22 protein-coding genes are annotated in these 25,838 nt (G+C 67.6%); 13 read left to right on the top strand and 9 right to left on the bottom strand.

Features of this window, described 5'->3' with window-relative positions; all coding sequences use genetic code 11:
- Positions 1 to 5: 5 nt before the first annotated feature.
- Positions 6 to 758: an IclR family transcriptional regulator gene (locus AvAM_RS00330; RefSeq protein ID WP_137745230.1), complete on the bottom strand. Its 753-nt coding sequence runs from the start codon at positions 756 to 758 to the stop codon at positions 6 to 8.
- 90 nt (positions 759 to 848) lie between these two features.
- Between AvAM_RS00330 and AvAM_RS00325 the strand changes: the two genes are divergently transcribed.
- From AvAM_RS00325 to AvAM_RS00265, 11 genes are all read left to right on the top strand, one after another.
- Complete coding sequence (locus tag AvAM_RS00325; RefSeq protein ID WP_137745229.1) at positions 849 to 1,694, top strand: SDR family oxidoreductase; 846 nt, start codon at positions 849 to 851, stop codon at positions 1,692 to 1,694.
- A gap of 20 nt (positions 1,695 to 1,714) precedes the next feature.
- The gene (locus AvAM_RS00320) at positions 1,715 to 3,025 is read left to right on the top strand and encodes an NAD(P)/FAD-dependent oxidoreductase (RefSeq protein ID WP_249367843.1); all 1,311 of its coding nucleotides are present in this window, start codon (positions 1,715 to 1,717) and stop codon (positions 3,023 to 3,025) included.
- 13 nt (positions 3,026 to 3,038) lie between these two features.
- Positions 3,039 to 3,977, top strand: a complete 939-nt coding sequence (locus AvAM_RS00315) for a bile acid:sodium symporter family protein (protein ID WP_137745227.1) — start codon at positions 3,039 to 3,041, stop codon at positions 3,975 to 3,977.
- Positions 3,974 to 4,972 carry an SDR family oxidoreductase gene (locus tag AvAM_RS00310; protein ID WP_137745226.1) on the top strand — a complete coding sequence of 333 codons (999 nt, stop codon included), beginning with the start codon at positions 3,974 to 3,976 and terminating at the stop codon, positions 4,970 to 4,972. Before AvAM_RS00315 ends, AvAM_RS00310 begins: the two co-directional genes overlap by 4 nt.
- On the top strand, positions 4,969 to 5,883 hold the full coding sequence (locus tag AvAM_RS00305; protein ID WP_137745225.1) for an EamA family transporter: 915 nt from the start codon (positions 4,969 to 4,971) through the stop codon (positions 5,881 to 5,883). The genes AvAM_RS00310 and AvAM_RS00305 overlap by 4 nt, the downstream gene beginning before the upstream one ends.
- A gap of 196 nt (positions 5,884 to 6,079) precedes the next feature.
- Complete coding sequence (locus AvAM_RS00300) at positions 6,080 to 6,709, top strand: ATP-binding cassette domain-containing protein (protein WP_137745224.1); 630 nt, start codon at positions 6,080 to 6,082, stop codon at positions 6,707 to 6,709.
- A 154-nt stretch (positions 6,710 to 6,863) separates the two neighbouring features.
- A complete protein-coding gene (locus AvAM_RS00295) occupies positions 6,864 to 7,505 on the top strand; it encodes a LysE family translocator (protein ID WP_137745223.1) in 642 nt (213 codons plus the stop codon).
- Between the two features lie 151 nt (positions 7,506 to 7,656).
- Positions 7,657 to 9,387 (top strand): efflux RND transporter periplasmic adaptor subunit, encoded by a 1,731-nt coding sequence (locus tag AvAM_RS00290; RefSeq protein WP_137745222.1) that lies wholly within the window; start codon positions 7,657 to 7,659, stop codon positions 9,385 to 9,387.
- A 54-nt stretch (positions 9,388 to 9,441) separates the two neighbouring features.
- The gene (locus AvAM_RS00285; protein ID WP_137745221.1) at positions 9,442 to 12,552 is read left to right on the top strand and encodes an MdtB/MuxB family multidrug efflux RND transporter permease subunit; all 3,111 of its coding nucleotides are present in this window, start codon (positions 9,442 to 9,444) and stop codon (positions 12,550 to 12,552) included.
- Between the two features lie 826 nt (positions 12,553 to 13,378).
- Entirely contained in the window at positions 13,379 to 16,546 is a 3,168-nt protein-coding gene (locus AvAM_RS00270) for an efflux RND transporter permease subunit (protein WP_137745219.1), read from the top strand.
- Entirely contained in the window at positions 16,543 to 18,000 is a 1,458-nt protein-coding gene (locus AvAM_RS00265) for an efflux transporter outer membrane subunit (protein WP_171012094.1), read from the top strand. The genes AvAM_RS00270 and AvAM_RS00265 overlap by 4 nt, the downstream gene beginning before the upstream one ends.
- Before the next feature lie 23 nt (positions 18,001 to 18,023).
- On the opposite strand, the gene AvAM_RS00260 is transcribed toward AvAM_RS00265, so the two are convergent.
- The 8 genes from AvAM_RS00260 to AvAM_RS00225 form a co-directional block, all read right to left on the bottom strand.
- Positions 18,024 to 18,884 (bottom strand): LytTR family DNA-binding domain-containing protein, encoded by an 861-nt coding sequence (locus tag AvAM_RS00260; protein WP_137745218.1) that lies wholly within the window; start codon positions 18,882 to 18,884, stop codon positions 18,024 to 18,026.
- Positions 18,881 to 19,969 (bottom strand): sensor histidine kinase, encoded by a 1,089-nt coding sequence (locus tag AvAM_RS00255; protein WP_137745217.1) that lies wholly within the window; start codon positions 19,967 to 19,969, stop codon positions 18,881 to 18,883. The genes AvAM_RS00260 and AvAM_RS00255 overlap by 4 nt, the downstream gene beginning before the upstream one ends.
- On the bottom strand, positions 19,966 to 20,262 hold the full coding sequence (locus AvAM_RS00250) for a 2TM domain-containing protein (RefSeq protein WP_137745216.1): 297 nt from the start codon (positions 20,260 to 20,262) through the stop codon (positions 19,966 to 19,968). The genes AvAM_RS00255 and AvAM_RS00250 overlap by 4 nt, the downstream gene beginning before the upstream one ends.
- Before the next feature lie 59 nt (positions 20,263 to 20,321).
- Entirely contained in the window at positions 20,322 to 21,341 is a 1,020-nt protein-coding gene (locus AvAM_RS00245) for an alpha/beta hydrolase (protein WP_249367841.1), read from the bottom strand.
- A 78-nt stretch (positions 21,342 to 21,419) separates the two neighbouring features.
- The gene (locus AvAM_RS00240) at positions 21,420 to 22,475 is read right to left on the bottom strand and encodes a dienelactone hydrolase (protein WP_137745215.1); all 1,056 of its coding nucleotides are present in this window, start codon (positions 22,473 to 22,475) and stop codon (positions 21,420 to 21,422) included.
- A gap of 42 nt (positions 22,476 to 22,517) precedes the next feature.
- Positions 22,518 to 22,811, bottom strand: a complete 294-nt coding sequence (locus AvAM_RS00235; RefSeq protein ID WP_137745214.1) for a 2TM domain-containing protein — start codon at positions 22,809 to 22,811, stop codon at positions 22,518 to 22,520.
- A gap of 44 nt (positions 22,812 to 22,855) precedes the next feature.
- Positions 22,856 to 23,437, bottom strand: coding sequence for a DUF6622 family protein (locus AvAM_RS00230; protein ID WP_137745213.1), 582 nt, complete (start codon positions 23,435 to 23,437; stop codon positions 22,856 to 22,858).
- Between the two features lie 36 nt (positions 23,438 to 23,473).
- The gene (locus AvAM_RS00225; protein ID WP_137745212.1) at positions 23,474 to 23,884 is read right to left on the bottom strand and encodes a DUF2306 domain-containing protein; all 411 of its coding nucleotides are present in this window, start codon (positions 23,882 to 23,884) and stop codon (positions 23,474 to 23,476) included.
- A 230-nt stretch (positions 23,885 to 24,114) separates the two neighbouring features.
- On the opposite strand from AvAM_RS00225, the gene AvAM_RS00220 reads away from it, so the two are divergent.
- Both AvAM_RS00220 and AvAM_RS00215 read left to right on the top strand, forming a co-directional pair.
- Positions 24,115 to 24,939 carry an undecaprenyl-diphosphate phosphatase gene (locus AvAM_RS00220; RefSeq protein ID WP_137745211.1) on the top strand — a complete coding sequence of 275 codons (825 nt, stop codon included), beginning with the start codon at positions 24,115 to 24,117 and terminating at the stop codon, positions 24,937 to 24,939.
- A gap of 10 nt (positions 24,940 to 24,949) precedes the next feature.
- A complete protein-coding gene (locus AvAM_RS00215) occupies positions 24,950 to 25,798 on the top strand; it encodes a MipA/OmpV family protein (protein WP_137745210.1) in 849 nt (282 codons plus the stop codon).
- Positions 25,799 to 25,838: the final 40 nt, after the last annotated feature.

Here is a 25,838-nt window from a genome sequence, read left to right as displayed (position 1 = left end):
CAAGGTCATGCCCAGGTGCGGCCCAGCGCCTGGGCGGCTTCGCCCAGGCGGGGCACCAGTTGCAACGCCTGGGCCAGGGGCATGCGGGCTGCTGGCGCCTGCAGTGCGACGGCGCTGCGCACATGGCGCCGCCCGCCAGCCAGCACCGGCACGGCCACACAGACCAGGCCATCCACAAACTCTTCGGCGTCGGTGGCATAACCCTGCCGCAGGATTTGCTCCAGTTCGGCCTCCAGTGCGGCGCGGTCGGTCAAGGTGGTGGCCGTGTGGCGGGTCAGGGGCAGGCCATCCAGAATCGCCGCCCGGCGCGCGGCCGACAGGTGGGCCAGAAACAGCTTGCCGCTGGCCGAGCAGTGGATGGGCACCCGGGTGCCGGGCCGCAGCTCCATGCGCAGCGGAAAGGCCGATTCCACCCGGTCCAGGTAAATCACCTCGGCGCCGCTGAGCGCCGTGAGGTTGCAGCTCTCGCCGATGTCGGCCACCAACTGGCGCAGCACCGCGTGCCGCACGCCATGCTGGGTGCCTGCGCTGAGGGTGCTCTCGGCCAGGCGCAGCAGCCGGGGGGCGGGGGTGTAGCGGCGCCCGTCGGGCTCGCGGGCCAGCAAGCCGCCGCTTTCAAGCTGGCCCAGCATCCGGTGCACGCTGGGCTTGGGCCAGCCCGATGCATCGATGGCGTCCGCCAGGCTGAACGGCCGACCGTGCGCGCACATGATTTCCAGCAGTTCAAACAAACGCAGGCTGGGTGAAGGATTGGTCATAAATCCCGGAATTCGAGACGAATTCATAAAACATTTCGGGATTATTGAGCATTGTGGCTAAGCTGCAAACCAACATTTCACGGGGTGGTCATGGCGGCGACTTTTCAGAACGCGGTACTCACAGGCGCTTGTGGTGGCCTGGGCCAGGCCCTGGCGCGGGCGCTGATCGGCCATGGCGCCGCTGTGGCGCTGGTGGGGCTGGACAGGCCCAGCCTGCAGGCGCTGGCAGCGCTTGCGCCCGAGCGCTGTGCGGTGTACACGCCCGATGTGGCCGACAGCGCTGCGATGCAGGCCATGGCGGCCGATTGGATGGCGCGCGCTGGCACCCCCGACCTGGTGATTGCGAACGCGGGCGTGGCAGGCGGTTTTGACACTGCCGAAGCCGACGACCTGGCTGTGCTGCGCCGCATGCTGGAGATCAACCTGCTTGGCGCAGCCACCACCTTCCAGCCCTTTGTAAAAGCCATGCGCGAGGAGCGGCGCGGCGCACTGGTGGGTGTGGCCAGCATTGCGGGCTGGCGCGGCATGCCGGGTAACGGAGCCTATTGCGCGAGCAAGGGGGGGTTGATTCGCTACCTGGAGAGCCTGCGTGCCGAGCTGCGCAGCGATTCCATCGTGGTGAGCACGGTCAGCCCCGGCTATTTGCGCACCGCACTCACGGCGGGCAACCGGTTTGCCATGCCGGGCCTCATGGAGCCCGAAGCCGCCGCCCGGGCATTGCTGGCGGGCGTTGCGCAAGGCCGCTCCCACATCGTGCTGCCCGCGCGCATCGGTTGGTTGGCCCGCCTGCTGAACCTGTTGCCCGATGCGCTGCACGACCGTCTGCTGCTCGGCCAGCCGCGCAAGCCACGTGTGGGCGAGGCGGGTGCAACGGCCATACCAGGCCTGCTGCTGCCCGCAGAGACACCGATCAAGAACGAAAGCAAAAACGCATGACAACGGAGACAACACCCACTGTGACAGACACCCGCACCCAGATCGCCCTGATCGGCGCAGGCCCCAGCGGCCTAGCGGCCGCCCGCAACCTGCAAAAGCTGGGCCTGCCCTTCCAGGGCTTTGAAGCGCACACCGATGTGGGCGGCCTGTGGAACATCGAAAACCCGCGCAGCACGGTGTACGAATCCGCGCACCTGATCTCCAGCAAGCACACAACGGAGTTCAGCGAGTTCCCCATGCGTGCCGAGGTGGCTGACTATCCCAGCCACCGCGAGATGCGGCAGTACTTCATGGACTTTGCCGAGCACTTTGCCCTGCGCCCGCACTACCGGTTTGGAACCCGGGTGCTCAAGGTCGAGCCGGTGGGCGAGGGCGCCGCTCCGCTGTGGCGCATCACCTGGAGCCAGCAGGGCGGCCCTGCGCAAACCGCCGAATTCAAGGGCGTGGTGATCGCCAACGGCACGCTGGCCGAGCCCAACATGCCCCGTTTTGAAGGCCGGTTTGATGGCGAGCTGCTGCACACCAGCGCCTACAAAAGTGCCGAGCTGTTCAAGGGCAAACGGGTGCTGATTGTGGGCGCTGGCAATTCGGGCTGCGACATTGCGGTGGACGCGGTGCACTACGCGCGCAGCGTGGACATCTCGGTGCGGCGCGGCTACTACTTTGTGCCCAAGTATGTGTTCGGCCAGCCTGCAGACACACTGGGTGGCAAGTTCAAGATGCCGCCCTGGCTCAAGCAGACAATCGACCGGGTGGTGTTGCAGTGGTTCACGGGCGACCCGGCGCGGTTTGGCCTGCCCAAGCCGGACTACAAAATGTACGAATCCCACCCCGTGGTGAACTCGCTGGTGCTGCACCACCTGGGCCATGGCGACATCCATGTGAAGCCCGACATCGCCCGTTTGGACGGTCACACGGTGCACTTCAAGGATGGCCGCGCGCAGGACTACGACCTGGTGCTTTGCGCTACGGGCTACAAGCTGCACTATCCGTTCATTGACCACAACCTGCTCAACTGGCAGGGCATGGCGCCGCAGCTGTACCTCAACATCCTGTCGCCCCGCTTCGACAACCTTGCCGTGATGGGCATGATCGAGGCAAGCGGTATCGGCTGGCAGGGGCGCTATGAGCAGGCCGAGCTGGTGGCCCGCTTCTTCAAGGCGCAGGCTGAGGGCTCACCACGTGCTGAGGCCCTGCGCCAGGCCAAGGCCGGGCCGCCGCCCGATCTGTCGGGCGGCTTCAAGTACCTCCAGCTCGAACGCATGGCGTACTACGTGCACAAGGACACCTACCGCAACGCGGTGCGCGCGGCTTCCGCTGCACTTGCCTGAAAGGACTAACGCCATGCTGCCTGTGGACGAAATACGCCTCAACTTCAACCCTGCATCGCTGGTGGTGCTCAATGTTGTGCTGGGTTTTCTCATGTTCGGCATCGCGCTCGATACGCGGGTGGCTGATTTCAAGCGCGTGCTGCGCATGCCCGGCGCCATGGCGGTGGGGATTGCGGCTCAGTTCATCGTGCTGCCGGCCGTGACCTTTGTGCTAACGCTGCTGCTCAAGCCCGGCCCCAGCATCGCGCTGGGCATGATCCTGGTGGCCTGCTGCCCCCCAGGCAATGTGAGCAACATCCTCACCCACCGGGCCGGGGGCAATGTGGCGTTGTCGGTGTCGATGACGGCCATCTCGAATGCCTTGGCCATTGTGCTCATGCCGCTCAACTTCGCGTTCTGGGGCGGCATGCACCCCACGGCGTCCACCCTCTTGCGCAGCATTGCGCTCGATCCGCTGGAGATGGCGGGCCACATCGTGGCCATCATCGGCATTCCGTTTGTGCTGGGCATCTTGTGCGCCGAGAAGTTGCCGCGCTTCACGCAGCGCGTGCACAAGCCGGTGCGCATCCTGAGCTTCCTGTGCCTCATCGGCTTCATCGTGGGGGCTGTGGCGGGTAACTGGCGTTATTTCCTCGACTACGTGGGCCTGGTGCTGCTGGCCGTGGCGCTGCACGATGCACTGGCCTTTGGCACGGGCTATGCCTGTGCGCGGACGAGCGGCCTTTCCGACTATGACCGGCGTGCCGTGAGCATCGAGGTGGGCATCCGCAACGCGGGGCTGGGCCTGGTGCTGATCTTCAGCTTCTTCGGCGGCCTGGGTGGCATGGCCGTGGTGGCGGGCGTGTGGGGCTTCTGGGACATCATTGCGGGCCTCGCGCTCGCAGGCTGGTGGGGGCGGCGCCCGCCCGTGGTGCCGCACGCGGCAGCAGCGGGGCAGGAGGGCGGCGCATGAGTGCACGCATCCTGGTGACCGGTGCCGATGGCTTTCTGGGCCGCAGCGTGGTGGCGGCCCTGACGCGCGAAGGCGAAGGCGCACAGGCCATCGTGGCGGCCGATGTGCGCGAAGTGCCGCCCGAGCGCCGCCTGCCTGGCGTTGCCTACGTGGTGCAGGACGTGCGCGACCCGGCGCTGGCCCAGACCTTGTCCGCGCACGCTATCGACAGCGTGGTGCACCTGGCCTCCATCGTCACGCCAGGCAAGGGCTCCAGCCGCGAGTTCGAGTATTCGGTGGACGTGCTGGGCAGCCAGAACGTGCTCGATGCCTGTGTGGCCGTGGGCGTCCAACACCTGGTCGTCAGCTCCAGCGGCGCTGCTTATGGCTACCACGCGGACAACCCCGCGTGGCTGCGTGAGACGGACGCGCTGAGGGGCAACGAGGTTTTTGCCTATGCGTACCACAAGCGGTTGGTGGAGGAGATGCTGGCGCGCTACCGGGTGGAACACCCGGCGCTGGTGCAGACGGTGCTGCGCATCGGCACCATCCTGGGCGAGCGGGTGGACAACCAGATCACTGCCTTGTTCGAGAAGCCCCGCCTGCTGGCCATACGCGGCAGCGCCAGCCCGTTTGTCTTCATCTGGGACGAGGACGTGACCGGTGCCATCGTGCATGCGCTGCGCACCCGCAAAGCGGGCTGTTTCAACCTGGCAGGTGATGGCGCGCTGCCGCTGAGGGACATCGCGCGGCGCCTGGGAAAACCTGTGCTGGAGCTGCCTGCGGGCTTGTTGCGCGCCGCGCTGGCCGTGGGCTCCGCGCTCGGCGTAAGCCGCTACGGGCCGGAGCAGCTCGATTTTCTGCGCTACCGCCCGGTGCTGCTCAACACTGCGCTCAAGGAGGTGCTGGGCTATGTGCCGGGCAAGACCAGCGCACAGGCCTTCGATGCCTTTGTGGCCGCCCGCACCCGGCAAGGGCGGCCCGTGGCTGCAGCGGCGCCTGGGGCGCCCGCATGACCACCACCGCGTTGAGCCGTGGTGACCTGCTGCGCGCATTGGCCGTGGTGGTCATCTGGGGGCTGAACTTTGTGGTGATGAAGCTCGGCCTGCAGGGGCTCAGCCCGATGCTGCTGGGGGCCCTGCGCTTCACCGCAGCCTCGCTCCCCTTTCTGCTGTTCGTGCCGCGTCCATCCCTGCCGTGGCGTTTTGTGCTGGGGTACGGGCTGGCGCAGGGGCTGGGGCAGTTTGGTTTTCTGTTCCTGGGCCTGCAACTGGGCATGACTGCCGGCATGGCCTCGGTGGTCATGCAGACGCAGGCATTTTTCACCTTGCTGTTGGCTGCACCCCTGTTGGGTGAGCGTGCCAAGCCCTGGCAATGGGCGGGGCTTACGCTGGCGTTCGGAGGGCTCATGACCATCGGCCTGGCGCACGGTGAAGGACCGGGGCAGATGACGCTGGCCGGGTTTGTGCTCACGCTGGGGGCCGCGTTCATGTGGGCAGTGTCCAACCTGGTGGTGCGCCGAGCGGCACAGGCCGGGGCCTATGCGCCGTTCCCCTTTATTGTGTGGAGCAGCCTGGTGCCCATCATGCCGTTTTTTGCCCTGGCGGTGTGGAGCGAAGGGCTGAGCGGCGTAGCGGCGCAGCTGCAGGCCGTCAACGGCACGGCGCTGCTGGCCGTGGGCTACCTGGCCTTCCTGGCCACCTTGCTGGCGTACACACTGTGGACCCAGTTACTGCAGCGCCATGCGGCGGGGCGGGTGACGCCGTTTTCACTGTTGGTGCCTGTGGTGGGCTTGTGGGCGGCCTATGCCTTTTTAGGGGAAACCCCCGCACCGCTGCAGTGGGCGGGCGCGGCGGCCGTGCTGTGTGGTCTGGTGGTGAACCAGGCTGGTGGCTGGTGGTGGGCGCGCCGCGCTTCAGGTTCCTAGGGACCCTCTGCACGAATCACCGCGCCGTGTGCATTTGCGGACTCGGGCGGCCTGCGGCGTTGCAAATACTCGCAATAGCTAAGGCTATTGCTGCGTTTTGCAGCCTTGCAGTCTATCCCGATCCGCAACGCTCACTTTCCGCTCGGTTCGTGCAGAGGATCCCTAGAATCCCCGCTTTTGCTATCACGGAGGCAGGGTGGCTGAGCGCGTTTTTTTGCAGGTCGATGGACTGCGGTTTTCTTATCCCGAGTGTGCCGTGCTGGACGGGCTGTCTCTGGCATGGCCCGCAGGGCTGGCGCTGGTGCGGGGCGATGAAAGCAGTGGCAAGACCACGCTGCTGCGCCTGCTGGCCGGGGAGCTTGCCGCGCAGGCCGGGCGCATCTTGCTGCAGGGTACGGGCCCGGCCGAAACCCCTAAGGCGTATGCGCAAAAAGTTTTCTGGGCCGACCCCCGCGCGGGTGACCTGGACTCGTTCACCGCCCGGGGCTGGCTGGAGGGACTGCCCACCCGTTATCCGCTCTGGGATGCCGCCGCGCTGGCTGCACACACCGAGGGGTTCACGCTGCAAGAGCACCTGGACAAACCGTTTTATGCGCTGTCCACCGGCAGCAAGCGCAAGGTGCTCATGGCCGGTGCCCTGGCCTCGGGCGCGCCCCTGACCCTGATCGACGAGCCCGTGGGCGGGCTGGACAAACCCTCTATCCGCTACCTGGCGCAAGCCCTGGCGTCGGAGGCATCCCGGCAGGACCGCCTGACGGTGGTGGCGCACTATGAGGCCCTGGCGGATGTGCCCCGGGGCACGGTGGTGGACCTGGTGCGGCCCTGACAAGGTATGAACGGGCCTGTCGTGCCCGTTCATCCTTTCAAAACATATTCTGGATTTTCGGGGGCGTCTGCTGCCTGGGTCGCAGGGTGGGGAAGACTGCCGTAGACTGTCCTGTCCCCCCGTTGTCTCCCATTTCTGCCGCAAGGACTGCCCCATGGATGCGCTGCTATTTGTTCCGGTCGCCATCGCTATTTCGCTCACCCCTGGGCCCAACAACTTCTGTGGTCTGAACAACGGCATCCGCGCAGGTGTGGGCCCTGCCATGATCGCGACGGTGGGCCGCGCAGCGGCTTTTGCGATCTTTCTCACGGTGTCTGCGGTGGGGCTGGGTGCGATGCTGCTGGCGTCCGAAGCGGCGTTCACGGCGGTGAAATGGGTGGGCGCAGCCTACCTGTTCTGGCTGGGCTGGCGTGCTTGGCACAGCCGTGAGTTCAGCGGCCTGGCGCTGGAAGATGCGCCCGGCAGTGGCTCGTCATCGGGCCAGCCGGCGCAGGTCAATCTGCGGGCCCTCATCACCCAGGAATTCCTGCTGGGTATTACCAACCCCAAGGCCATCATCCTGTTTGCGGCGATTTTTCCGCAGTTCATCGACCCGGCGCAGCCTGCAGCGCGCCAGTTCCTGGTGCTGGGCTCCATCTACCTGGGCAGCGAATTTGTCTCTACCGCCGTGTACGCCAGCTTTGGCCGGCAGATCCGCCGCTTCATCCGCACCTCGCGCGGTGTCGCGCGGCTGAACAAGGCCACGGGCGGTTTCTTCATGGGTGCTGGTGGCCTGCTGCTGGCCACCAACCGCTGATCCCCCATGCGGGGCGGGGGGGCGTTTGTGTCCCCGGTAAACCCCGCCCAAAGCCCGCGTAAATCCTCGGTAAAGGGGGGCTGCTTGGCGGCAATCCCCGGGGCTGCGCTGGCTACCATAGCCCCTTGCCCATTCACCGTTGCGCCTGACCATGCCCCTGATCCGTTCGTTTGCCCGTCCGCAGCGGTCTGCTGTATCGCAGTCCGGCAAGCTGCGGCTGTTGCCCTCTGTGCTGTTGGCGGCCCTGCTCGTGGGCGCTGTGGGGGGCGGTGCCTGGTGGTGGAAGCAGCGCCAGGATGCGGCCGCTGTCGCCACGGCCGACGCCGGTGGCCCAGGTTCCACAGCACGCAAGCCTGCGGGCGGCCCGGGCCGGTTTGGCGGCGGTGGCGTCCAGCCCGTGTCGGTGGGCACGGTGCAGCGGGGCGATGTGCGGGTGGTGGTCAGCGCCATCGGCACCATGAGCGCCCGCGCCACGGCCGTGGTGCGTGCCAAAGTCAGTGGTGAGTTGACGTCGGTGCGCTTCAAGGAGGGTGACGAGGTGCGCGCAGGCCAGGTGCTGGCCGAGATCGATGCGCGCAGCTACCAGGCCGCACTGTCGCAGGCCCAGGGCACCTTGCAGCGCGACCAGGCGCTGCTCAAGAATGCGCAGCTCGACCTCAAGCGCTACCAGGACCTGCTGGCGCGCGACTCCATCGCCAGCCAGCAGGTGGACACCCAGGCCGCACTTGTGCGGCAGCTGGAAGGCACCGTGGCCTCGGACCAGGCGCAGGTCGATGCCGCACGCCTGCAACTGAGCTACACCCAGGTCACCGCGCCGTTTGCCGGCCGGCTGGGCCTGCGCCAGGCCGACAAGGGCAATGTGGTGGGGCCGAGCGATGCCAATGGGATCGTCACCATCAACCAGGTGCGCCCCATGGACGCAGCGTTTTCCGTGCCCGAGGCGCACCTGCCCCAGATGCGCCGCCGCCTGGCCGCCGGTGAGGAACTGCCTGTGGAGCTGTGGGACCGCGACGCGCGCCGCCAACTGGCCAAGGGGCGCGTGGTGGCGCTGGACAACGCCATCGATACAGCCACGGGCACCATCAAGGTGAAGGCGGCCTTTGCCAATGAGGACGGCGCGCTGTACCCCAACCAGTTCGTCAATGTGCGCCTGCAGGTCAATCTGATCGAATCCGTGCTCACCGTGCCTGCCACGGCTGTGCAGAACAACTACGTGTACTTGGTGCAGGAAGACAGCACCGTGACCCAGCGCCGCATCCGCGTGGGCGTGACCGATGGCGACCGCGTGAGCATTGAAGGCGAGCTGCGCGAGGGCGAGCAGGTGGTCACGGACGGCATCGACCGCCTGCGCGAAGGCGCCAAGGTTGCTGTGATCGATGCCGGTGCGGTGACCCGTGCCGACCAGGCGGCCCAGGACCAGGCTGCGCAGCGCCGTGCCTTCATCGCATCCCTGCCACCCGATGTGCGTGAAAAGCTGCAGAAGATGAGCCCCGAAGAACGCCGCGCCTTCCTGCGCGAGCGGCGTGCGCAGATGGGTGCGAGCGGCGCAACTGCGCCGGCATCGGCGGCCTCTGCTGCTTCTGCTTCTGCTCCGCAGGCCTCTGCAGCGCCACAACAGCGGCGCAGTGAAGCCCCAGCCCGCGCCGCTGCACCGCAAGCATCCCCTGGCGCTGCACCACCTGCCGCCTCAGCAGTGCCTGCAGACCGGGCCTCTGAACCTCCACGGGGCATTCCTCCGCAGGTGAAGGCACTGCTGGACCAGATGCCCGCCGACGAGCGTGCCCGCGTGATGGCAATGCCGCAGGAGGAGCGCCGTGCCTACATCCGCGAGCGGCTGCAGCAGCCGCTGTCCCCCGGTGGCACGGCCAGCCCGGCGCGCTGAGCGCAGCTGCACCCCGGTTTCTCTCCTGCCTGTTTTGCCAGCGCACCCGTCGCCATGAATCTGTCGCGCCTTTTCATCCTGCGCCCCATCGCCACCGCGCTGCTGATGGTGGCGATCCTGATCGCGGGGCTGATGGCCTACCGGCTGCTGCCCACCTCGGCCCTGCCCGAGGTGGACTACCCCACCATCCAGGTCACCACGCTCTACCCGGGCGCGAGTCCGGACGTGATGACCTCCAACGTCACGGCGCCGCTGGAGCGGCAGTTCGGCCAGATGCCGGGTCTGTCGCAGATGTCTTCCACCAGCTCGGGCGGGGCTTCGGTGATCACGCTGCGTTTTGCGCTCGACATGGCGCTCGACGTGGCCGAGCAGCAGGTGCAGGCAGCCATCAACGCGGGCAGCAACCTGCTGCCCAGCGACCTGCCCATGCCGCCGCTGTACAGCAAGGTCAACCCGGCCGATGCGCCCATCCTCACGCTGGCCATCACCTCGCCCTCGCTGCCCGTGATCCGCGTGAACGATCTGGTGGAAAACCGCCTGGCACCCAAGCTGTCGCAGGTGCAGGGCGTGGGGCTGGTTGCGATTGCGGGCGGGCGCCGCCCGGCCGTGCGCATCCAGGCCAACCCCACGGCGTTGGCGCAGCTGGGCCTCACCCTGGAGGACGTGCGCACCTCCATCGCAGCAGCCAACGTCAAGCAGGCCAAGGGCGGCTTCGACGGCCCGGCCCGTGCATCCACCATCGATGCCAACGACCAGCTGCAGTCGGCGGCCGAATACCGCGACCTCATCATCGCCTTCAAGAACGGCGCCCCCGTGCGCCTGAAGGATGTGGCCGAAACGGTGGACGATGCCGAGAACACGCGCCTCGCAGCCTGGGCGGGCACGGCAGATACCGGAGCCAAGCCCGGCGTGATCCTCAACATCCGCCGCCAGCCCGGCGCCAACGTGATCGACACGGTAGACCGCATCAAGGCCCTGCTGCCGCAGCTGCAAAGCACCTTGCCTGCGTCGCTGGATGTGCAGGTGCTGACCGACCGCACGGTCACGGTGCGCGCCTCGGTACGCGACATGCAGGTGGAGCTGGGCCTGGCCGTGCTGCTGGTGGTGGCGGTGATTTTTGTGTTCCTGCGCAGCCCCTCGGCCACGCTGATCCCGAGCGTGGCCGTGCCGCTGTCGCTCATCGGCACCTGTGGCGTGATGTACCTCGCGGGGTTTTCCATCAACAACCTCACGCTGATGGCGCTGACCATCTCCACCGGCTTTGTGGTGGACGATGCCATCGTGATGATCGAGAACATTGCCCGCTATGTGGAAGAGGGCGAGGCACCGCTGGCAGCCGCGCTCAAGGGCTCGCAGCAGATCGGCTTCACCATCATCTCGCTCACCATCTCGCTGATCGCGGTGCTGATCCCGCTGCTGTTCATGGGCGATGTGGTGGGGCGGTTGTTCCACGAGTTCGCGATCACGCTGGCCGTGTCCATCCTGATCTCGGCCGTGGTGTCGCTCACGCTCACACCCATGCTGTGCGCGCGCCTGCTGCGCCACACGCCCGAAGAGAGCCACGGCCGCCTGTACCGCGCCACGGGCCATTTCTTCGACCGCACCATTGCGGGCTATGGCCGCATGCTGGGCTGGGTGCTGAACCACCGGGGCACCACCTGGCTGGTGTTTGCGGCCACGCTGGCGCTCACCGTGGTGCTGTACCTGTTCATCCCCAAGGGCTTCTTTCCGGTGCAGGACGCCGGCACGCTGCAGGCCACCACCGAGGCCGACCAGTCGATCTCGTTTGCCGGCATGGCCACGCGCCAGCAGGCCGTTGCCGAGCGCCTGCTGCAAGACCCGGCCGTGCGCAGCGTCTCGTCGTTCATCGGTGTGGATGGCGCCAACACCACGCTCAACACAGGCCGTCTGCTGATCGACCTGCAACCCCATGCAGACCGCGACAAGGCCGATGTGGTGCAGCAGCGCCTGGCCGAGCGCGTGCAGAACCTGCCGGGCATCCGCCTGTTCATTCAGCCCGTGCAGGACCTGACGATTGAAGACCGGGTGGCGCGCACGCAATACCAGTGGCTGCTGTCGTCGCCCGACATGCAGCAACTGACCACCAGCACCACCGAGCTGCTGCGCCGCTTGCGCGCCCTGCCCGAGCTGACCGACGTGGCCAGCGACCTGCAGGACCAGGGCCGCCAGGCCTATGTGCAGATCGACCGCGCCCAAGCCAGCCGGCTGGGGGTGACGGTGGCGGGCATTGACGCGGCGCTGTACAACGCCTTTGGCCAGCGGCTGATCTCGACCATCTTCACCCAGTCCAACCAGTACCGCGTAGTGCTGGAGGTGGCGCCGCAGTTCAAGGTGGGGCCCGAGGCGCTGCAGAGCATCTATGTGCCGTCGAGCACCGGTGCGCCGGTGCCGCTGTCGTCGGTGGCGCGCATCGAGGAGCGCAACATGCCGCTGGTGGTCAACCACGTGGGCCAGCTGCCAGCCGCCACCATTTCGTTCAACACCGCGCCGGGCGTGTCGCTGGGCAACGCCGTGGCCGCTATCGAGCGCGAGAAGGCGGCCGTGCAGGCCGAGGGGTTGTTGCCGCTGTCGGTGGAGACGAGCTTTCAAGGCGCGGCGCTGGCGTTCCAGGCGTCGCTGTCGAACACGCTACTGCTTATTTTGGCGGCGGTGGTCACCATGTACATCGTGCTGGGCGTGTTGTACGAGAGCACGGTGCATCCGGTCACGATCTTGTCCACTTTGCCCTCGGCCGGGGTGGGGGCCTTGCTGGCGTTGATGGCGGCGCGGCTGGACCTGGACATCATTGCGATCATCGGGATCGTGCTGCTGATCGGCATCGTGAAGAAGAACGCGATCATGATGATCGACTTTGCGCTGGAGGCTCAGCGGGACGAAGGCTTGGGTGCGCGCGATGCGATTTATCAGGCGTGTCTGTTGCGGTTCCGGCCGATTTTGATGACGACGTTGGCGGCTTTGCTGGGGGCGTTGCCGATGATGTTGGGCACGGGGGTGGGCAGTGAGCTGCGGCATCCGTTGGGGGTGACGATGGTGGGGGGGCTGATCCTGAGTCAGTTGCTCACGCTGTTCACGACGCCGGTGATTTACCTCACGTTTGAGGGGTGGGCGCAGCGGTGGCGTGGGCGGCGGGGTGAGGGGGCGTGATGGCATCCTTGGATTTCGCTTCGTCATTTGCCGTTCTGGCTGAGCCTGTTGAAGCCAGGGCTTGTGGGTTGATTTGGCGACGTGCCTGTGCTCAGGGCGGGAGCCGGGTTGTCGCCCCGGCGGGCGACTCACTTTCTTTTGCTTCGCCAAAAGAAAGTAAGCAAAGAAAAGGCGACCCCCAGTCTGCGACCCCTTCGCGTTGCGAAGGGGCAAACCTGCGCCGTGTCGGTTGCGGGGTGCGCCGTGGAACTCGCTTTGCGCTGCGCGCGCCGCTCGGACAGCCACGGCGAGTCAGAGCACGAGGCATGGGCGCTTCGACGCCCATGCTCACCCCACAACCGCCCCGCCGCAGGCGCAGCCAGCAGGGGGTTGGGCAGCCGAACAGCCACGCGGGCCTTTGCTTCGCTCGGCCCCACCTCGCGGGCGCAAGCGCCACGCGCTGCGCAGGCCGGGCCGAGCGAAGCAATGGCCCGTGTGGATGTCCGCTCCCCGGGTTCCCTTCAGGATGCGCCGAGGAGCGCAGCGGCCAGCGGATCAGGGCTCGCGATTGTCTGAGCGCAACGCAGTGGAGCGAGTTGGAGCGAGACCCCGCTGGACGCGAGCACCGCAGGTTGCCCGCAGCGAAGCGCAGGGACGCAGCCTGCAGGGTCGCCTTTTCTTTGGTGACTTTCTTTTGGCGAAGCAAAAGAAAGCCACTGCGCCGCCGGGCGCACACCCCGGCCCCCGCCCTTGGCAAAACCACGCAAGTAACTACAAAAACAATAGCTAACAAGGCAATAACAACGCGCGGAAGAGCCTCAAAAAGCCTAAAAAAGGAGGCCCAACCATGAGCCTCTCCACCCCCTTCATCCACCGCCCCATCGGTACCATGCTCCTCACCCTGGGCCTGGCCCTGGCCGGTGCGGTGTCGTACTTTTTGCTGCCCGTGGCCCCGCTACCGCAGGTGGACTACCCCACCATCTCGGTCAGCGCCAGCCTCCCCGGCGCCAGCCCCGACACCATGGCCGCCACCGTCGCCACGCCGCTGGAGCGGTCGCTGGGCGCGATCGCGGGTGTCACCGAAATCACCTCGCGCTCCATCCTGGGCAGCACCTCCATCACGCTGCAGTTCGACCTGGACCGCAACGTGGACAGCGCCGCGCGCGATGTGCAGGCCGCCATCAACGCTGCTCGCACGCTGTTGCCCACGGGCATGCCCAGCAACCCGACCTACCGCAAGGTCAACCCGGCCGATTCGCCCATCGTGATCCTGGCGCTCACGTCCGACCTGCTCACGCGCGGGCAGATGTACGACGCGGCCTCCACGGTGCTGGCGCAAAAGCTCTCGCAGGTCGAGGGCGTGGGCCAGGCCACCGTGAGTGGCGGCGCGCTGCCCGCTGTGCGCGTGGAGCTGGACCCGGTGCGGCTCGCGTCCAACGGCATCTCTCTGGAGCAGGTGCGCAGCGCCATCGTCACCACCAATGCCAACCGCCCGCTGGGCGCGGTGGAGCGCGAGGACCACTACTGGCAGGTGGCCACCAACGACCAGGCCCGCGTGGCGGCCGACTACGCGCCGCTGGTGCTGCGCTGGAAGGACGGCCAGGCCGTGCGGCTGCAGGACGTGGCCGAAGTGGTGGACTCGGTGCAGGACGTGCGCAACTTCGGCGTGGCCAATGGCAGGCCCGCCATCCTGTTGCAGGTGTACAAGCAGCCGGGCGCCAACATCCTCGAAGCCGTGGAGCGGGTGCGGTCGTTGCTGCCTGCGCTCAAGGCCTCCATCCCGGCGGCCATCGATATTGAAATCGTCTCCGACCGCACGCCCACGCTGCGCGCCTCGGTCAAGGAGGTGGAGCACGCGCTGCTGATTGCCGTGGCGCTGGTGGTGCTGGTGGTGTTCCTGTTCTTGCGCAACGGGCGCGCCACGCTCATCCCCAGTGTGGCGGTGCCGGTGTCGCTGGCGGGCACGTTTGGCGTGATGTACCTGGCGGGCTACACGCTCGACAACCTCTCGCTCATGGCGCTCACGGTGGCCACGGGTTTTGTGGTGGACGATGCCATTGTGGTGCTGGAAAACATCATGCGCCACATGGAGCGGGGCAAGACCGCGCTGCGGGCGTCGCTGGACGGCGCGCGAGAGATCGGCTTCACCGTGGTGTCGATGAGCATCTCGCTGATTGCTGTGTTCGTGCCTATCCTTTTCATGGGCGGCATCGTGGGCCGGTTCTTCCGTGAGTTCGCCATCGTCATGTCCTCGGCCATCCTGGTGTCGATGGTGGTGTCGCTCACCACCACGCCCATGATGTGTGCGGCGCTGCTCAAGCCCCACCATCTGGCCCCTGTGCGGCGCAGGGGCTGGGGAGGGGCGGTGGGCCAGTGGCTGGGCCGCTGGATGGGCCGCGTCCAGGTGCGGGGCATGCGCCTGTACCGCCGCAGCCTGGCCTGGTGCCTGCGCCACCAGCCGGTGGCCCTGCTGGCCCTGGTCTGTGTGGTGGGGCTCAACGTATACCTCTACACCGCCATCGACAAAGGCTTCATGCCCGAGCAGGACACCGGGCGCATCTCGGGCTTCATCCGGGCCGACCAGGCCACGTCGTACCAGGCGATGGAGCAGCGGCTGCAGCGTTTTCTGGCCATCGTGCAGGCCGACCCGGCTGTGGAGCATGTGACCGGCTTCACCGGCGGCTGGCAGCGCAACGCTGCGGCCCTGTTCATGACCCTCAAGCGCGGGCCGGGGCAGGAGAGTTCGGATGCGGTCATTGCGCGGCTGCGCGAGCAGCTCAAGAACGAGCCGGGCGCGCGCCTGTTCATGTCGCCGCAGCGCGATGTGCGCATTGGCGGGCGGCAAAGCAGCGGCGCATCGTTCGACTACACGCTGCAGGCCGACGAGATTGGCGACCTGCGCACCTGGGAGCCGCGTGTGCGGCAGGTGCTGAGCCAGCTGCCCGAACTGGAGGACGTGAACAGCGACGTGCAGGACTATGGCCTGCAGACCTCGCTGGTCATCGACCGCGATGCCGTCACGCGCCTGGGGCTGACCATGGCGCAGATCGATTCCACGCTCAACAATGCCTTCGGCCAGCGCCAGGTGGGGGTGATCTACAACCCGCTCAACCAGTACCGCGTGGTGATGGAGGCCGCGCCGCGCTTTCTTCAGAGCCCTGAAACGCTGCGCGGCTTCTTCTTCGTCAACAGCCAGGGGCAACAGATCCCGCTCACGGCGTTTGCGCGCATCACCACCACCAACACGCCACTGTCGGTCAACCACGACCGGGGCACGCCCGCCAGCAGCATCAGCTTCAGCCTGGCGCCGGGCGTTTCGCTGTCACAGGCCACCGAGGCGGTGAACAACGCGGTGGCCGAGCTGGGCGTGCCCGTGGCCGTGCGGGGCACCTTCAGTGGCACGGCTGGGGCTTTCCAGTCGGCGCTGGCGGGGCAGCCGCTGCTGATCCTGGCGGCCATGATCACCATCTATCTGGTGCTGGGCATGTTGTATGAAAGCCTGGTACACCCGGTCACCATCTTGTCCACGCTGCCGTCGGCGGGCGTGGGGGCGTTGCTGGCGCTGATGCTCTTCAAGACCGAGTTCTCGCTCATCGCGCTTATCGGGGTGATCCTGCTGATCGGCATCGTGAAAAAGAATGCGATCTTGATGATCGACTTTGCGCTCACACGGCAGCGCCAGCAGGGCGGGGCGCCTGTTACGGCAGCGCAGGCCATCTACCGTGCCTGCAACCTGCGCCTGCGGCCCATCCTCATGACCACGGTGGCTGCCATTTTTGGGGCGTTGCCACTGGCCCTGGGCCGGGGCGATGGGGCCGAGCTGCGCCAGCCGCTGGGCATTGCGATTGTGGGCGGCCTGCTGGTGAGCCAGCTGCTCACGCTCTACACCACGCCGGTGATGTATGTGGCGCTGGACCGGCTGCGTGCGCGGGTGCTGCGCGCCGTGGGACGGCGCCGCAAGCAAGCGGGCGCCGCAGCTGTGGCCCCGGCGGTATTGCAAGGAAACGACGGATGACCTCTCCTACCATTTTTTCGCGCCACGCCGCCTGGCCGGTGGTGCTGGCCAGCGGCCTGTGGCTGGCAGGCTGCGCACAGACGCCGCCCTACGAGCGCCCGGGCATGGACATCCCAGGGGCCTACAAAGAACAGGCTGCGGCCCAGGCCCAGGGCATCTGGAAGCCCGCACAAACGCAGACCGCCCCGGCCTTGCCCGAGGCATGGTGGACGGCGTATGGCGACGCCGTGCTGGACCGCCTGCAACAGCAGGCCGATGCCAACAGCCCGACACTGGCGCAAAGCGCTGCCCGGCTGCGCGCGGCCCAGGCGGCCGTGACCAGCAGTGGTGCAGCCGCCTTGCCCACGGTGGGGGCCAATGCCAGCAGTAGCCGTGCGCGCAGCGGCACGCAGTTGGCCGACGGTAGCAGCACCGCACGCATCAGCACCAGCCATTCGCTGGGCCTGTCTGCCAGCTGGGAACTGGACCTGTGGGGGCGCGTGTCGGCCGGGGTGAGCGCCGCGCAGGCCAGCGCCCAGGCCAGTGCCGACGACCTGGCTGCTGCCCGCCTGTCGCTGCAGGCCGCCGTGGCGCAGACCTATTTTTCTTTGCGTGCAGCCGAGGCGCAGAGCGCCCTGCTGGCCGAAACGCTGAAGGCCTACAACAAGAGCTGGGAGCTGACGCGCAACCGCCAGGCGGCGGGTGTGGCCTCCAGCGCCGATGTGGCGCAGGCCGAGGTGCAGTACAAGTCCACCCAGGCGCAGCTGCTGGAGGCGCAAACCACGCGCACCCAGCTGGAGCACGCGCTGGCCGCGCTGCTGGGGCAGGCGCCTGCCGCCTTTGCTCTGGAGCCCACGGCTACGCTGCCCGCACCGGCGGACGTGCCCCAGGCCCTGCCGTCCGACCTGCTGCAGCGCCGGCCCGACATTGCGGCGGCCGAGCGCCGCGTGGCGGCTGCCAACGCGCAGATTGGCGTGGCGCGCGCGGCGTATTTCCCCACGCTCACGCTGTCGGCAGCGGGGGGTTACCGGGGGGCACCGCTCGCGGACCTGTTCAGCGCGCCCAACCTGTTCTGGTCGCTGGGGCCTGCGCTGGCGGCGTCGATTTTTGACGGCGGCGCGCGCAGTGCGGCGGTGGAGACAGCCCGTGCCAACCACGCGCAAGTCACGGCCGCCTACCGCCAGACGGTGCTGACCGCGCTGCAGGAGGTGGAGGACAACCTCACGGCCGCCGCCGCCCTGGCGCAAGAGGAGCAACTGCAGCGCGAGGCCACCGCCGCCGCGCAGCGTGCGCTGGACGTGGTGGAGAACCAGTACCGTGCGGGCACCGTGGGCTACCTGAATGTGCTCGCGGCCCAGACCACCGTGCTGTCGTCGCAGCGCAGCCTGATCGACGTGAAGGGCCGCCGCCTGACGGCGGTGAATGCGCTGCTGAAGAATGTGGCCGGGCGCTGGGAGGCGCTGCCGCCCGCGTGAAGCTCGCTTGAAAAGGGGCGCAGCTACATCGCCTTGAACAGGTGCGCGTAGAGGCGGCTCACCGGCAGGCGCTCGGGCCGCCCGCGCAGACTCAGGTGCTGCTTGCCTGCCTCGTCGCGCGTGACGGTGGCAATGGCCGTGGCGCGCACCAGGGTGCTGCGGTGCACCTGCCAGAACTCCTGCGGGTCGAGCTGCTCGATCAGCTCCTTGAGCGCGGTGCGGATCAGGTACTCACGCTCGGTGGTCAACACCCGCACGTACTTGTCGGCCGCCTCGAAGTACACCACCTCTGCCACCGGCACCATGTGGATCTGCGTGCCATGGCTGGCTTGGATCACGCTCAGCCGCGTGGCGGGTTGCGCGGGCTGCAAAGGCGGTGGTGCTGCGCTGGCACCCAGGCCCGGCGCTTGCAGCAGTGCGCGCAATTGGGCCATGGTCGCTTCCAGCGCGGGGGGCGCCACGGCTGCTGCGGGGGCAGGGGCGGGCTGGCGCTGTGCGAGCAGGTCCTGTACCTTGGCCACGGTGCGCGCCAGGCGGCGGGCATCGATGGGCTTGAGCAGGTAGTCCACCGCCTGGGCATCAAAGGCCTGCACGGCGTACTGGTCGTAGGCCGTGGCAAACACCAGGGCCGGGAAGGGCGTGTCGGCAGGCCAGGCGTCGGCCAGCTCCACGGCGGCGTCCAGCCCGCTCAGGCCGGGCATGCGGATGTCGAAGAACAGCACATCGGGCTGCAGTGCCAGCGCCTGCTGCACGGCCGAGAGCCCGTCACCCACGGTGGCCACGATCTCCAGCGCGGGCCAGGCGCGGGCCAGCTCCTGGCGCAGGGCGGCAGCCAGCAGGGGTTCGTCTTCGGCAATCAGGGCACGGGGGGCGGGCAGCGTCATGGTGTGGGCGAATTTTTTAAGGGAAAAGTGATGCTTGCGCGCGTCCCACCTACTTTTTCAGCTATCAATTCAAGAGTGCCTGCGGTGCCGTGCAAGGTGGCCAGCCGCTCGCGCGCCTGGGCCAGGCCAAAGCTCTGCCCGGGGCCGGAGGCGGGCAGCTGCTGCGGCAGGCCCACGCCGGTGTCGATCACTTCCAGCACCAGCTGGGGGCCGCTGCCGCCAGGCCGCGTGGTGGCGCGCACGGTGACGTGCCCGCCCTCCACCTGGGGCTCCAGCCCGTGGCGGATCGCGTTCTCGACCAGGGGCTGCAGCAGCAGCGGGGGCACAGGCACCTCGCGCAGCGCATCGGGCAGGTCCAGCGTGTAGGCCAGGCGTGGGCCCATGCGCACGGCCATCAGCTCCAGGTAGTCGCGCAGGCGGTCAAACTCGTTCTCCAGTGGGTGTTGGGTGCTGCGCGATGCGCTGAGCGTGGCGCGCAGGTAGGCAATCATGCGGTCCAGCATGTCCTGAGCGCGGGCCGGGTCGGTGCCGATGAGCACGCGCAGGTTGGCCAGTGTGTTGAACAGCATGTGGGGTTCGAGCTGGGTTTCCAGCAGCTTCAGGCGCGCCTCGGTGGCGTGCATGCGCGCCTCGGCCATCTTGCCTTCCAGATAGGCCGACTTGTTGACAGCGTAGAAGTAGAACGTGCCCACCAGCCCGGCAATGGCCGTGATGAGGATGGAGGTGCGCTGGTCTGCACCGGACAGCGATGCACCCGCCGGGTAGAAGTGAAAGTAGTGCACACACAGCGTGTCGGCCAGTAAGGTGCCCGCCAGGTAGCCGACGACGATGCCCACCACCACCAGCGCAACGCCTCGCCAGCCATGCGGCCAGCCGGTCTCTGCGGCAGAGGGCATCACTTCGCGCCCCAGGTCGATGATGGCCCAGGTGAAGGTGCCGATCAGCACCGAATACACCACCGGTGGCCCGTAGGGCTTGTCGGGCATGAAGGCGTACTGGAGCGTGGCCACGGCCAGCGTGAAGGCCACCACCTGCAGGTAGTGCCGCAGCTTGCTGACCCCGTTAAAGTCTTGGCGCAGCTTCATGATCGGTCGTGGCGGCGCTGCAGGGCCTCGCGCTCACGCTGCACCATGCGCTCGCGCAGGCCGCTGCCGGTGCCCAGCAAAAACACCGACACGCCATGCAGCACCAGCCCCAGTCCCCAGCCCAGCAGGGGGTACACCGACCAGGGGCGCGTGCCAAACGCATAGCGCGACATGGCAAAGATCAGTGCGTTGACCAGCACAAAGGCCACCGCGTGCAGGTACCAGCCCAGCTTGGCGTTGGCGCGGCGGCGGGCCAGCGTGTCCAGTTCTTCGGGGCTCAGGGGAGTTGGCATGGCGGCAAAGGGGCGTGGTGGGGCAGGGTGGTCAGAATTTTAGGGGGCACGGCGGCTTGCTACGCAGGGCAGGCCTGCCGCGCCACTGTGGCCACGGCCTGCGCATCCAGCGTCAGCCCGATGTGGTTCACGCCCGGCACCAGGGTGACGGGCACGGGCTTGCCTGCCTGGGCAAACAGGTCGGCAAAGCGGTCGGCGTAGAACAACTCGTCGTCCTGCCCGGCCACGATGCAGACGGTGCCCCGGGCATTGCGGATGTCGGCCTGGTAGTCGTTGTGGGGGCGGAAGTTGGTGGCCACGGTGTAGGAGTAGTAGGGTGTGAGCAGCCCGCGGGCCACGTCGTTCAGCGCGTAGCTGAGCACCGGCAAATGGTTCCACCGGGTGATGCCGACCTGGTTGATCAGCGTGACGGCAATCATGCGCGGCAGGCCCACCGAGACCCAGCCGCCGCTGTCCGGCCGCGATGTAGGTGCGTTGTGGTGCAGGAAAGGTGACAGCAGCACGTAGCGGTCAAAAAGGCCCTGCCGCGCGCTGCCCGCAAAACGCAGCGCAAACCCGCCGCCTGCCGAAAAGCCCATCAGCGTTTGCGGGCCCACGTGGGGCACGGCGCGCAAAAAGTCCTCGATGTCGTCTTCCATCTGTCCGATATAGGCGGCCTGGCCCCGGGGGCCGGACTCGCCATGCCCCCGCATGTCCAAGGAGGCCACGGCGTAACCTGCAGCCGCCAGCGCCTGTGCCAGCACATGGTTGGACTGTCCCCGTGCGGAAGACCCGTGCACCAGCACCACCCGGCGCAAGGGGGCGCTTGCCGAGGCATCCGTGCCCCCTGTGCCCCCCGCAGGGCTGTAGCCGTGCCAGGCGAGCGATGTGCCATCGCGTGCCGTGTAGCGCTGGGCCGGAGGCACATTGCTGTAGTCCACATCCTTGAACGGGTTGTTGATGCTGGCCAGCGGCGGGATGTCTTTGGGGCCGCCCCAGGCAATGGCGGCGGCAAGCCCAGCGATGGCGGCGGTCAGGAGGAGGGCTGCGATCAACATGGTGTAACGGCGGTGGTGCTGGGGTGTGCGGGTGGGTGTCATGGAGGCGGGCGGACCTGGCTGGCCGTGGTGATGGGGAGCATACGGTGGATGGTGGCCAGGGCGCCACCTGCTGGCGGTTCAGCGCTGGGGGGCTGGTAGCGGCTGCAGGTGCTGGGCAAAGAAGTCCGCGATGCGCGCGTCCACTTCGGGCAGCACCTTGCGGTCAAAGCCGGGCGGGTCGCCCAGCAGCGCGGTCTGCACGTCGTTGAGCAGGTGCAGCGGTGGCATGGGCGACAGCATGGCGCCATGGCTGGCGCCCGGCAAGTGGGCCACATGGGTGCAGCGGTCCTGGCAGGCGGCGAGCACGGCGCTGCTGTGAAACTGTGGCACCTGGTTTACATCCAGCCCCGCCGTGACCAGCCCGAGTGCGATGCGTGGGTGGGCAAGGGTGGCCATATCGAAGTCGGCCGCAAAAGGCACGCTGGCCACGGCGGCCTGGATGCGCGGGTCCTCGTGCGTGTAGGCGGTGTCGTCGTTGAAGCGGTGGCGTATCACGGCCAGTGCCAGCCATTTTTTCAGGCCATCCAGCAGGTTGCCATGCAGGCGTGTGATGAAGCCGACGCAGGAGGAAAAGTCATCGGCAATGTGGGCCTCGCAGTGCTGGCGAAAGCGCGTGGGCGACCAGGCGCCGCCTGCCAGCGTCAGCGCGGTGTGGCCACCGGCGGAGCCGCCAAAGACGCCCACCTTGTCCAGTGCGAGCAGCGGGGCCAGGCGGGTGTCCCGGGCCACGGCATCGATGGCGCGGGAGACCTCGGCAGGGCGGCGCTTCCAGCTCTCGGGGCCGGGCGTGGACGGGTCCCGGGAGTTGTCCCCTGCGTGTTCGGGCAGCGCAACGACAAAGCCCGCTGCCACCATCGCGCGTGCCAGGTCGGTGTGCACCCACGGGTTGCCGCCCGAGCCGTGGGTGATGACCACAAGGCGGCCATTGCCCTGCACGGGGGGCGCCTGCCAGGCCAGCTGCAGCTGGAAGGGGCCCCGCTGCACGGGCGCGTCCGCCCCGCTGCTAGGGTAGAACACGGTGACGGGGCCGTCTCCTGGCAAACCGGGCAACTCCATCAGGCCAGTGCCCGCCTGGCAGGTGGCGGCGGCGCCCAGGGTCAGCAGGGCGAGGGTCAGGCGCTGGAGCAGCTTCATGGGGTTCCTTTTGCGTAAGCTGGGGCTGTACGGAGCGCTTTTTTAGGAGCGTGGGCCTTGCTGCGCCACGCGGTCGCGCTCGGCCTGCACCATGCGTTCGTGCAGGCCGCTGCTGCCTGCCAGCACAAACACCACCACACCGTGGATGGCCAGGCCGATGCCCCAGCCCACGGCGGGGAACACGGCCCAGTGGTGCCCGCTGCTCATCGACAGCACGGCCAGCAGCAGGTTGACGAACAGGTAGACCCCGGCATGGAGGTACCAGCCCAGCTTGGCTCCAGCACGGCGGCGGGCCAGGCGTTCCAGAGGGTCGGTGATCAGGTGGTGGTGTGACATGGCAGGGGGCTTTCGTGAGTGTTGGGGGGCGGCGACGGGGCGATTCAGGCCGATGCAGACGAAGCCGCCGGTGTGGTGACGAAGGCGGCGCTGCGGCGAACCAGGCTCCACAGGCGCAGCGCCCGGGCAGCAAACAGGCCGTTGAAGACGCCGTACAGCACGGCAATCTGCAGGGCAAAGCTGCCGTCGCGGGCCAGCGCGGGCTGCAAGGCCAGCTCCACGCCCACGAAGTACTTGGTCAGGAAGATGCCGAGGATCAACGCCAGGGGCATGGCACTGCCCGGAATGAAGAAGCTGCGCGAGCTGGCGGCGTACAGCGTGCCGCTGGGGGCTGCAGGCTGAAGCCACAGCGCCAGCCCGGTGATGGCGCCAGCCGCCGCGAGCCAGGCAGCTATCGCAGTGCCTGCCTGGCCTGCGCCGCCAAAGGCAGACACCAGGCCGTAGACCGACAGGCCCGTCATGGCCAGCGGCATGGCCAGGGCCCGCGTCAGGCCAACGTGGCGGTCCATCAGCTGGCTGGCTCCCAGCGCCAGCAGGCCGGCGAGCAGTGCCCAGACCCAGTACGGGGTGTTTTGGATGATGGCGCCCAGCATCTGGGGTTGTTGGATCAGCAGGTTGGCAAGCATGGGGTGTCCTGAAGAGATAAGGGGTTGAAGGAGGGGTCAGATCACGCCCAGTGCAGACCACAGCGAGTGGCCCAGGAAGCGATCGGGCAGCAGGGTGAAACCACCGGCCACCACGCAGGCACCGATGTAGATCTGCTGCATGGTCTTGCGGTGGCCGACGATGTTGCGGCGGGCCAGGTAGACAAAGGCCATCACCAGCATGCCCAGCGTGACCGGGATCAGCAGGTGGATCAGCCCAAAACTGCCCCAGCGTGGGCCAGGGCCGCCGGTGATGAAGATGGCGGACACGGCAGTGGCCACCATCAGGGTGACCCAGGCATACCCGGCCGCACGGTGCAGGCGGGGGCGCTGCGTGGCACCCCGGCGGGCCCACAGGGCGATGGGGCCGATGGCCACGGCTGCCAGCGCGGCGGCAAGGTGGATGGCGATGACGGGGGTGATTTGCATGGTGGGGCTCCTGGCGCGTTCGATGGGGTGGACTGTGCCGGGGGCCTGCGCTAGCGGCCAGCGCGTTGCGACGAAATGCAGCCGCCGGGCCGCGAAATGCACGGGCGCGGCGTGAGTTGCGCGGCGTTTTGGGGGGCGAAAGCAGGTTGCACGGCTGCGAGAGAGCCATGCCGCCCGCTGCACCGCCACGCCCCGGCGGATAATCCCGCACCTATTTGCAAGGAGTGCGCGTGGACGTTGTATTGCTGGTGAAGGCCGCCATCATGGGGGTCGTCGAGGGGCTGACCGAGTTTTTGCCGATTTCTTCCACGGGGCACCTGATCCTGGCGGGTTCCTTGCTGGGTTTCGACGATGCCAAGGCCAAGGTGTTCGACATTGCGATCCAGACTGGCGCCATCTTTGCGGTGATCCTGGTGTACTGGCAGAAGATCCGTTCGACCCTGGTGGCCCTGCCCACCGAGCGCCAGGCGCAGCGGTTTGCGCTCAACGTATTCATCGGGTTTCTGCCCGCCGTGGTGCTGGGCCTGCTGTTTGGCAAGGCCATCAAGGCGCACCTTTTCACACCGGTGGTGGTGGCCAGCACCTTCATCATCGGGGGCTTCATCATCCTGTGGGCGGAGCGCCGCCCGGCCTCCGCCACGCGGGTGCAGAGCGTGGATGAAATGACACCGCTGGATGCGCTCAAGGTGGGCCTGGTGCAGTGCCTGGCAATGATCCCCGGCACCAGCCGCAGCGGCTCCACCATCATCGGCGGCATGCTGCTGGGCCTGTCGCGGCAGGCGGCCACCGATTTCTCCTTCTTCCTGGCCATTCCTACGCTCATCGGCGCGGGCGTGTACAGCCTCTACAAGGAGCGGGCGCTGCTGTCCATGGCGGACCTTCCGATGTTCCTCACGGGACTGGTCTTTTCCTTCCTCAGCGCCTGGCTGTGTGTGCGCTGGCTGCTGCGCTACATCAGCACCCACAGCTTTGTGCCGTTTGCGTACTACCGCATCGTGTTCGGGGTCGTTGTTTTGGTGACAGCGTGGACGGGTTGGGTGCAGTGGGCGGATTGATAATCCGTTCATGCATTGCTCTACGGGTTTGATTTTTTTGCGTGCTGGCGCCCTGGCCGTGGCGTCAGGGTTTGCCTTGTCGCCTGTATGGGCGCAAGACACGGCTGCCTCGGACGAACCGGCTGGGCCCAGGCTGCACTACGCGCTGGGGGCTATTGCCAGCAATGGCCCGGACTATGCGGGGGGCGATGGCCGCAAGAGCAGCCTGCGGCCTGCCTGGGCGGTGGAGTACGGGCGTTTCCGCCTGAGCACCTCGCGCGGCAGCGCCTTCATGGGGCACGGCCTGGGGACTCCCCGCGAATCAGGCGCCAGCGCGACCCTCGCGCAAAGCGACCGCTCTAGCCTGAGCGCCGCCTTGCGCATTGACAAGGGCCGCGATGGCTCCGATGCCCCTATCCTGGTGGGCTTGCCATCGGTGCGTTCCACGCTGCGCGCGCGGCTGAGCGCCGGGTACGTGGTCACAGACCGCTGGTCGGTGGGAGCAGGGGTGTCGCAGGACATTCTGGGCCGCGATGGCGGTGCCCAGCTGTCCACCAGTGTGGGCTACACCTGGCCCCTCACCGAGCAGACCAAGGTCACCATGGGCGCGGGGGCCAGTTTTGGCGACAGCGCCTATGTCCGGGGGCATTTTGGTGTGCCTGCGGGCAGTGCCAGCCCGTTGCCTGCGTTTGATCCGGGTGCGGGTCTCTACAGCGTGGATGGCGGGGTGGAGGTGATGTCCGCCATCAACCGCCACTGGGTGATCCTGGGGGCGGCCCGGGTGTCGCAGCTCAAGGGGGACGCGCGCCGCAGCCCCCTCACGGTGGAGCCCGTGGGTTATTCGGTGTCCGTGGGGCTGGCCTACCGCTGCTGCCGCTGAGGTGCCGGGCATGGCCCGCTGCTCTGGGGGCAGGCGGAAC

It is taken from the genome of Acidovorax sp. NB1, from assembly GCF_005405905.1.
GTDB lineage: Bacteria > Pseudomonadota > Gammaproteobacteria > Burkholderiales > Burkholderiaceae_C > Acidovorax.
The sequence above is the reverse complement of the archived record's forward strand: the minus strand, read 5'-3'. Positions and strand labels throughout refer to the sequence as shown.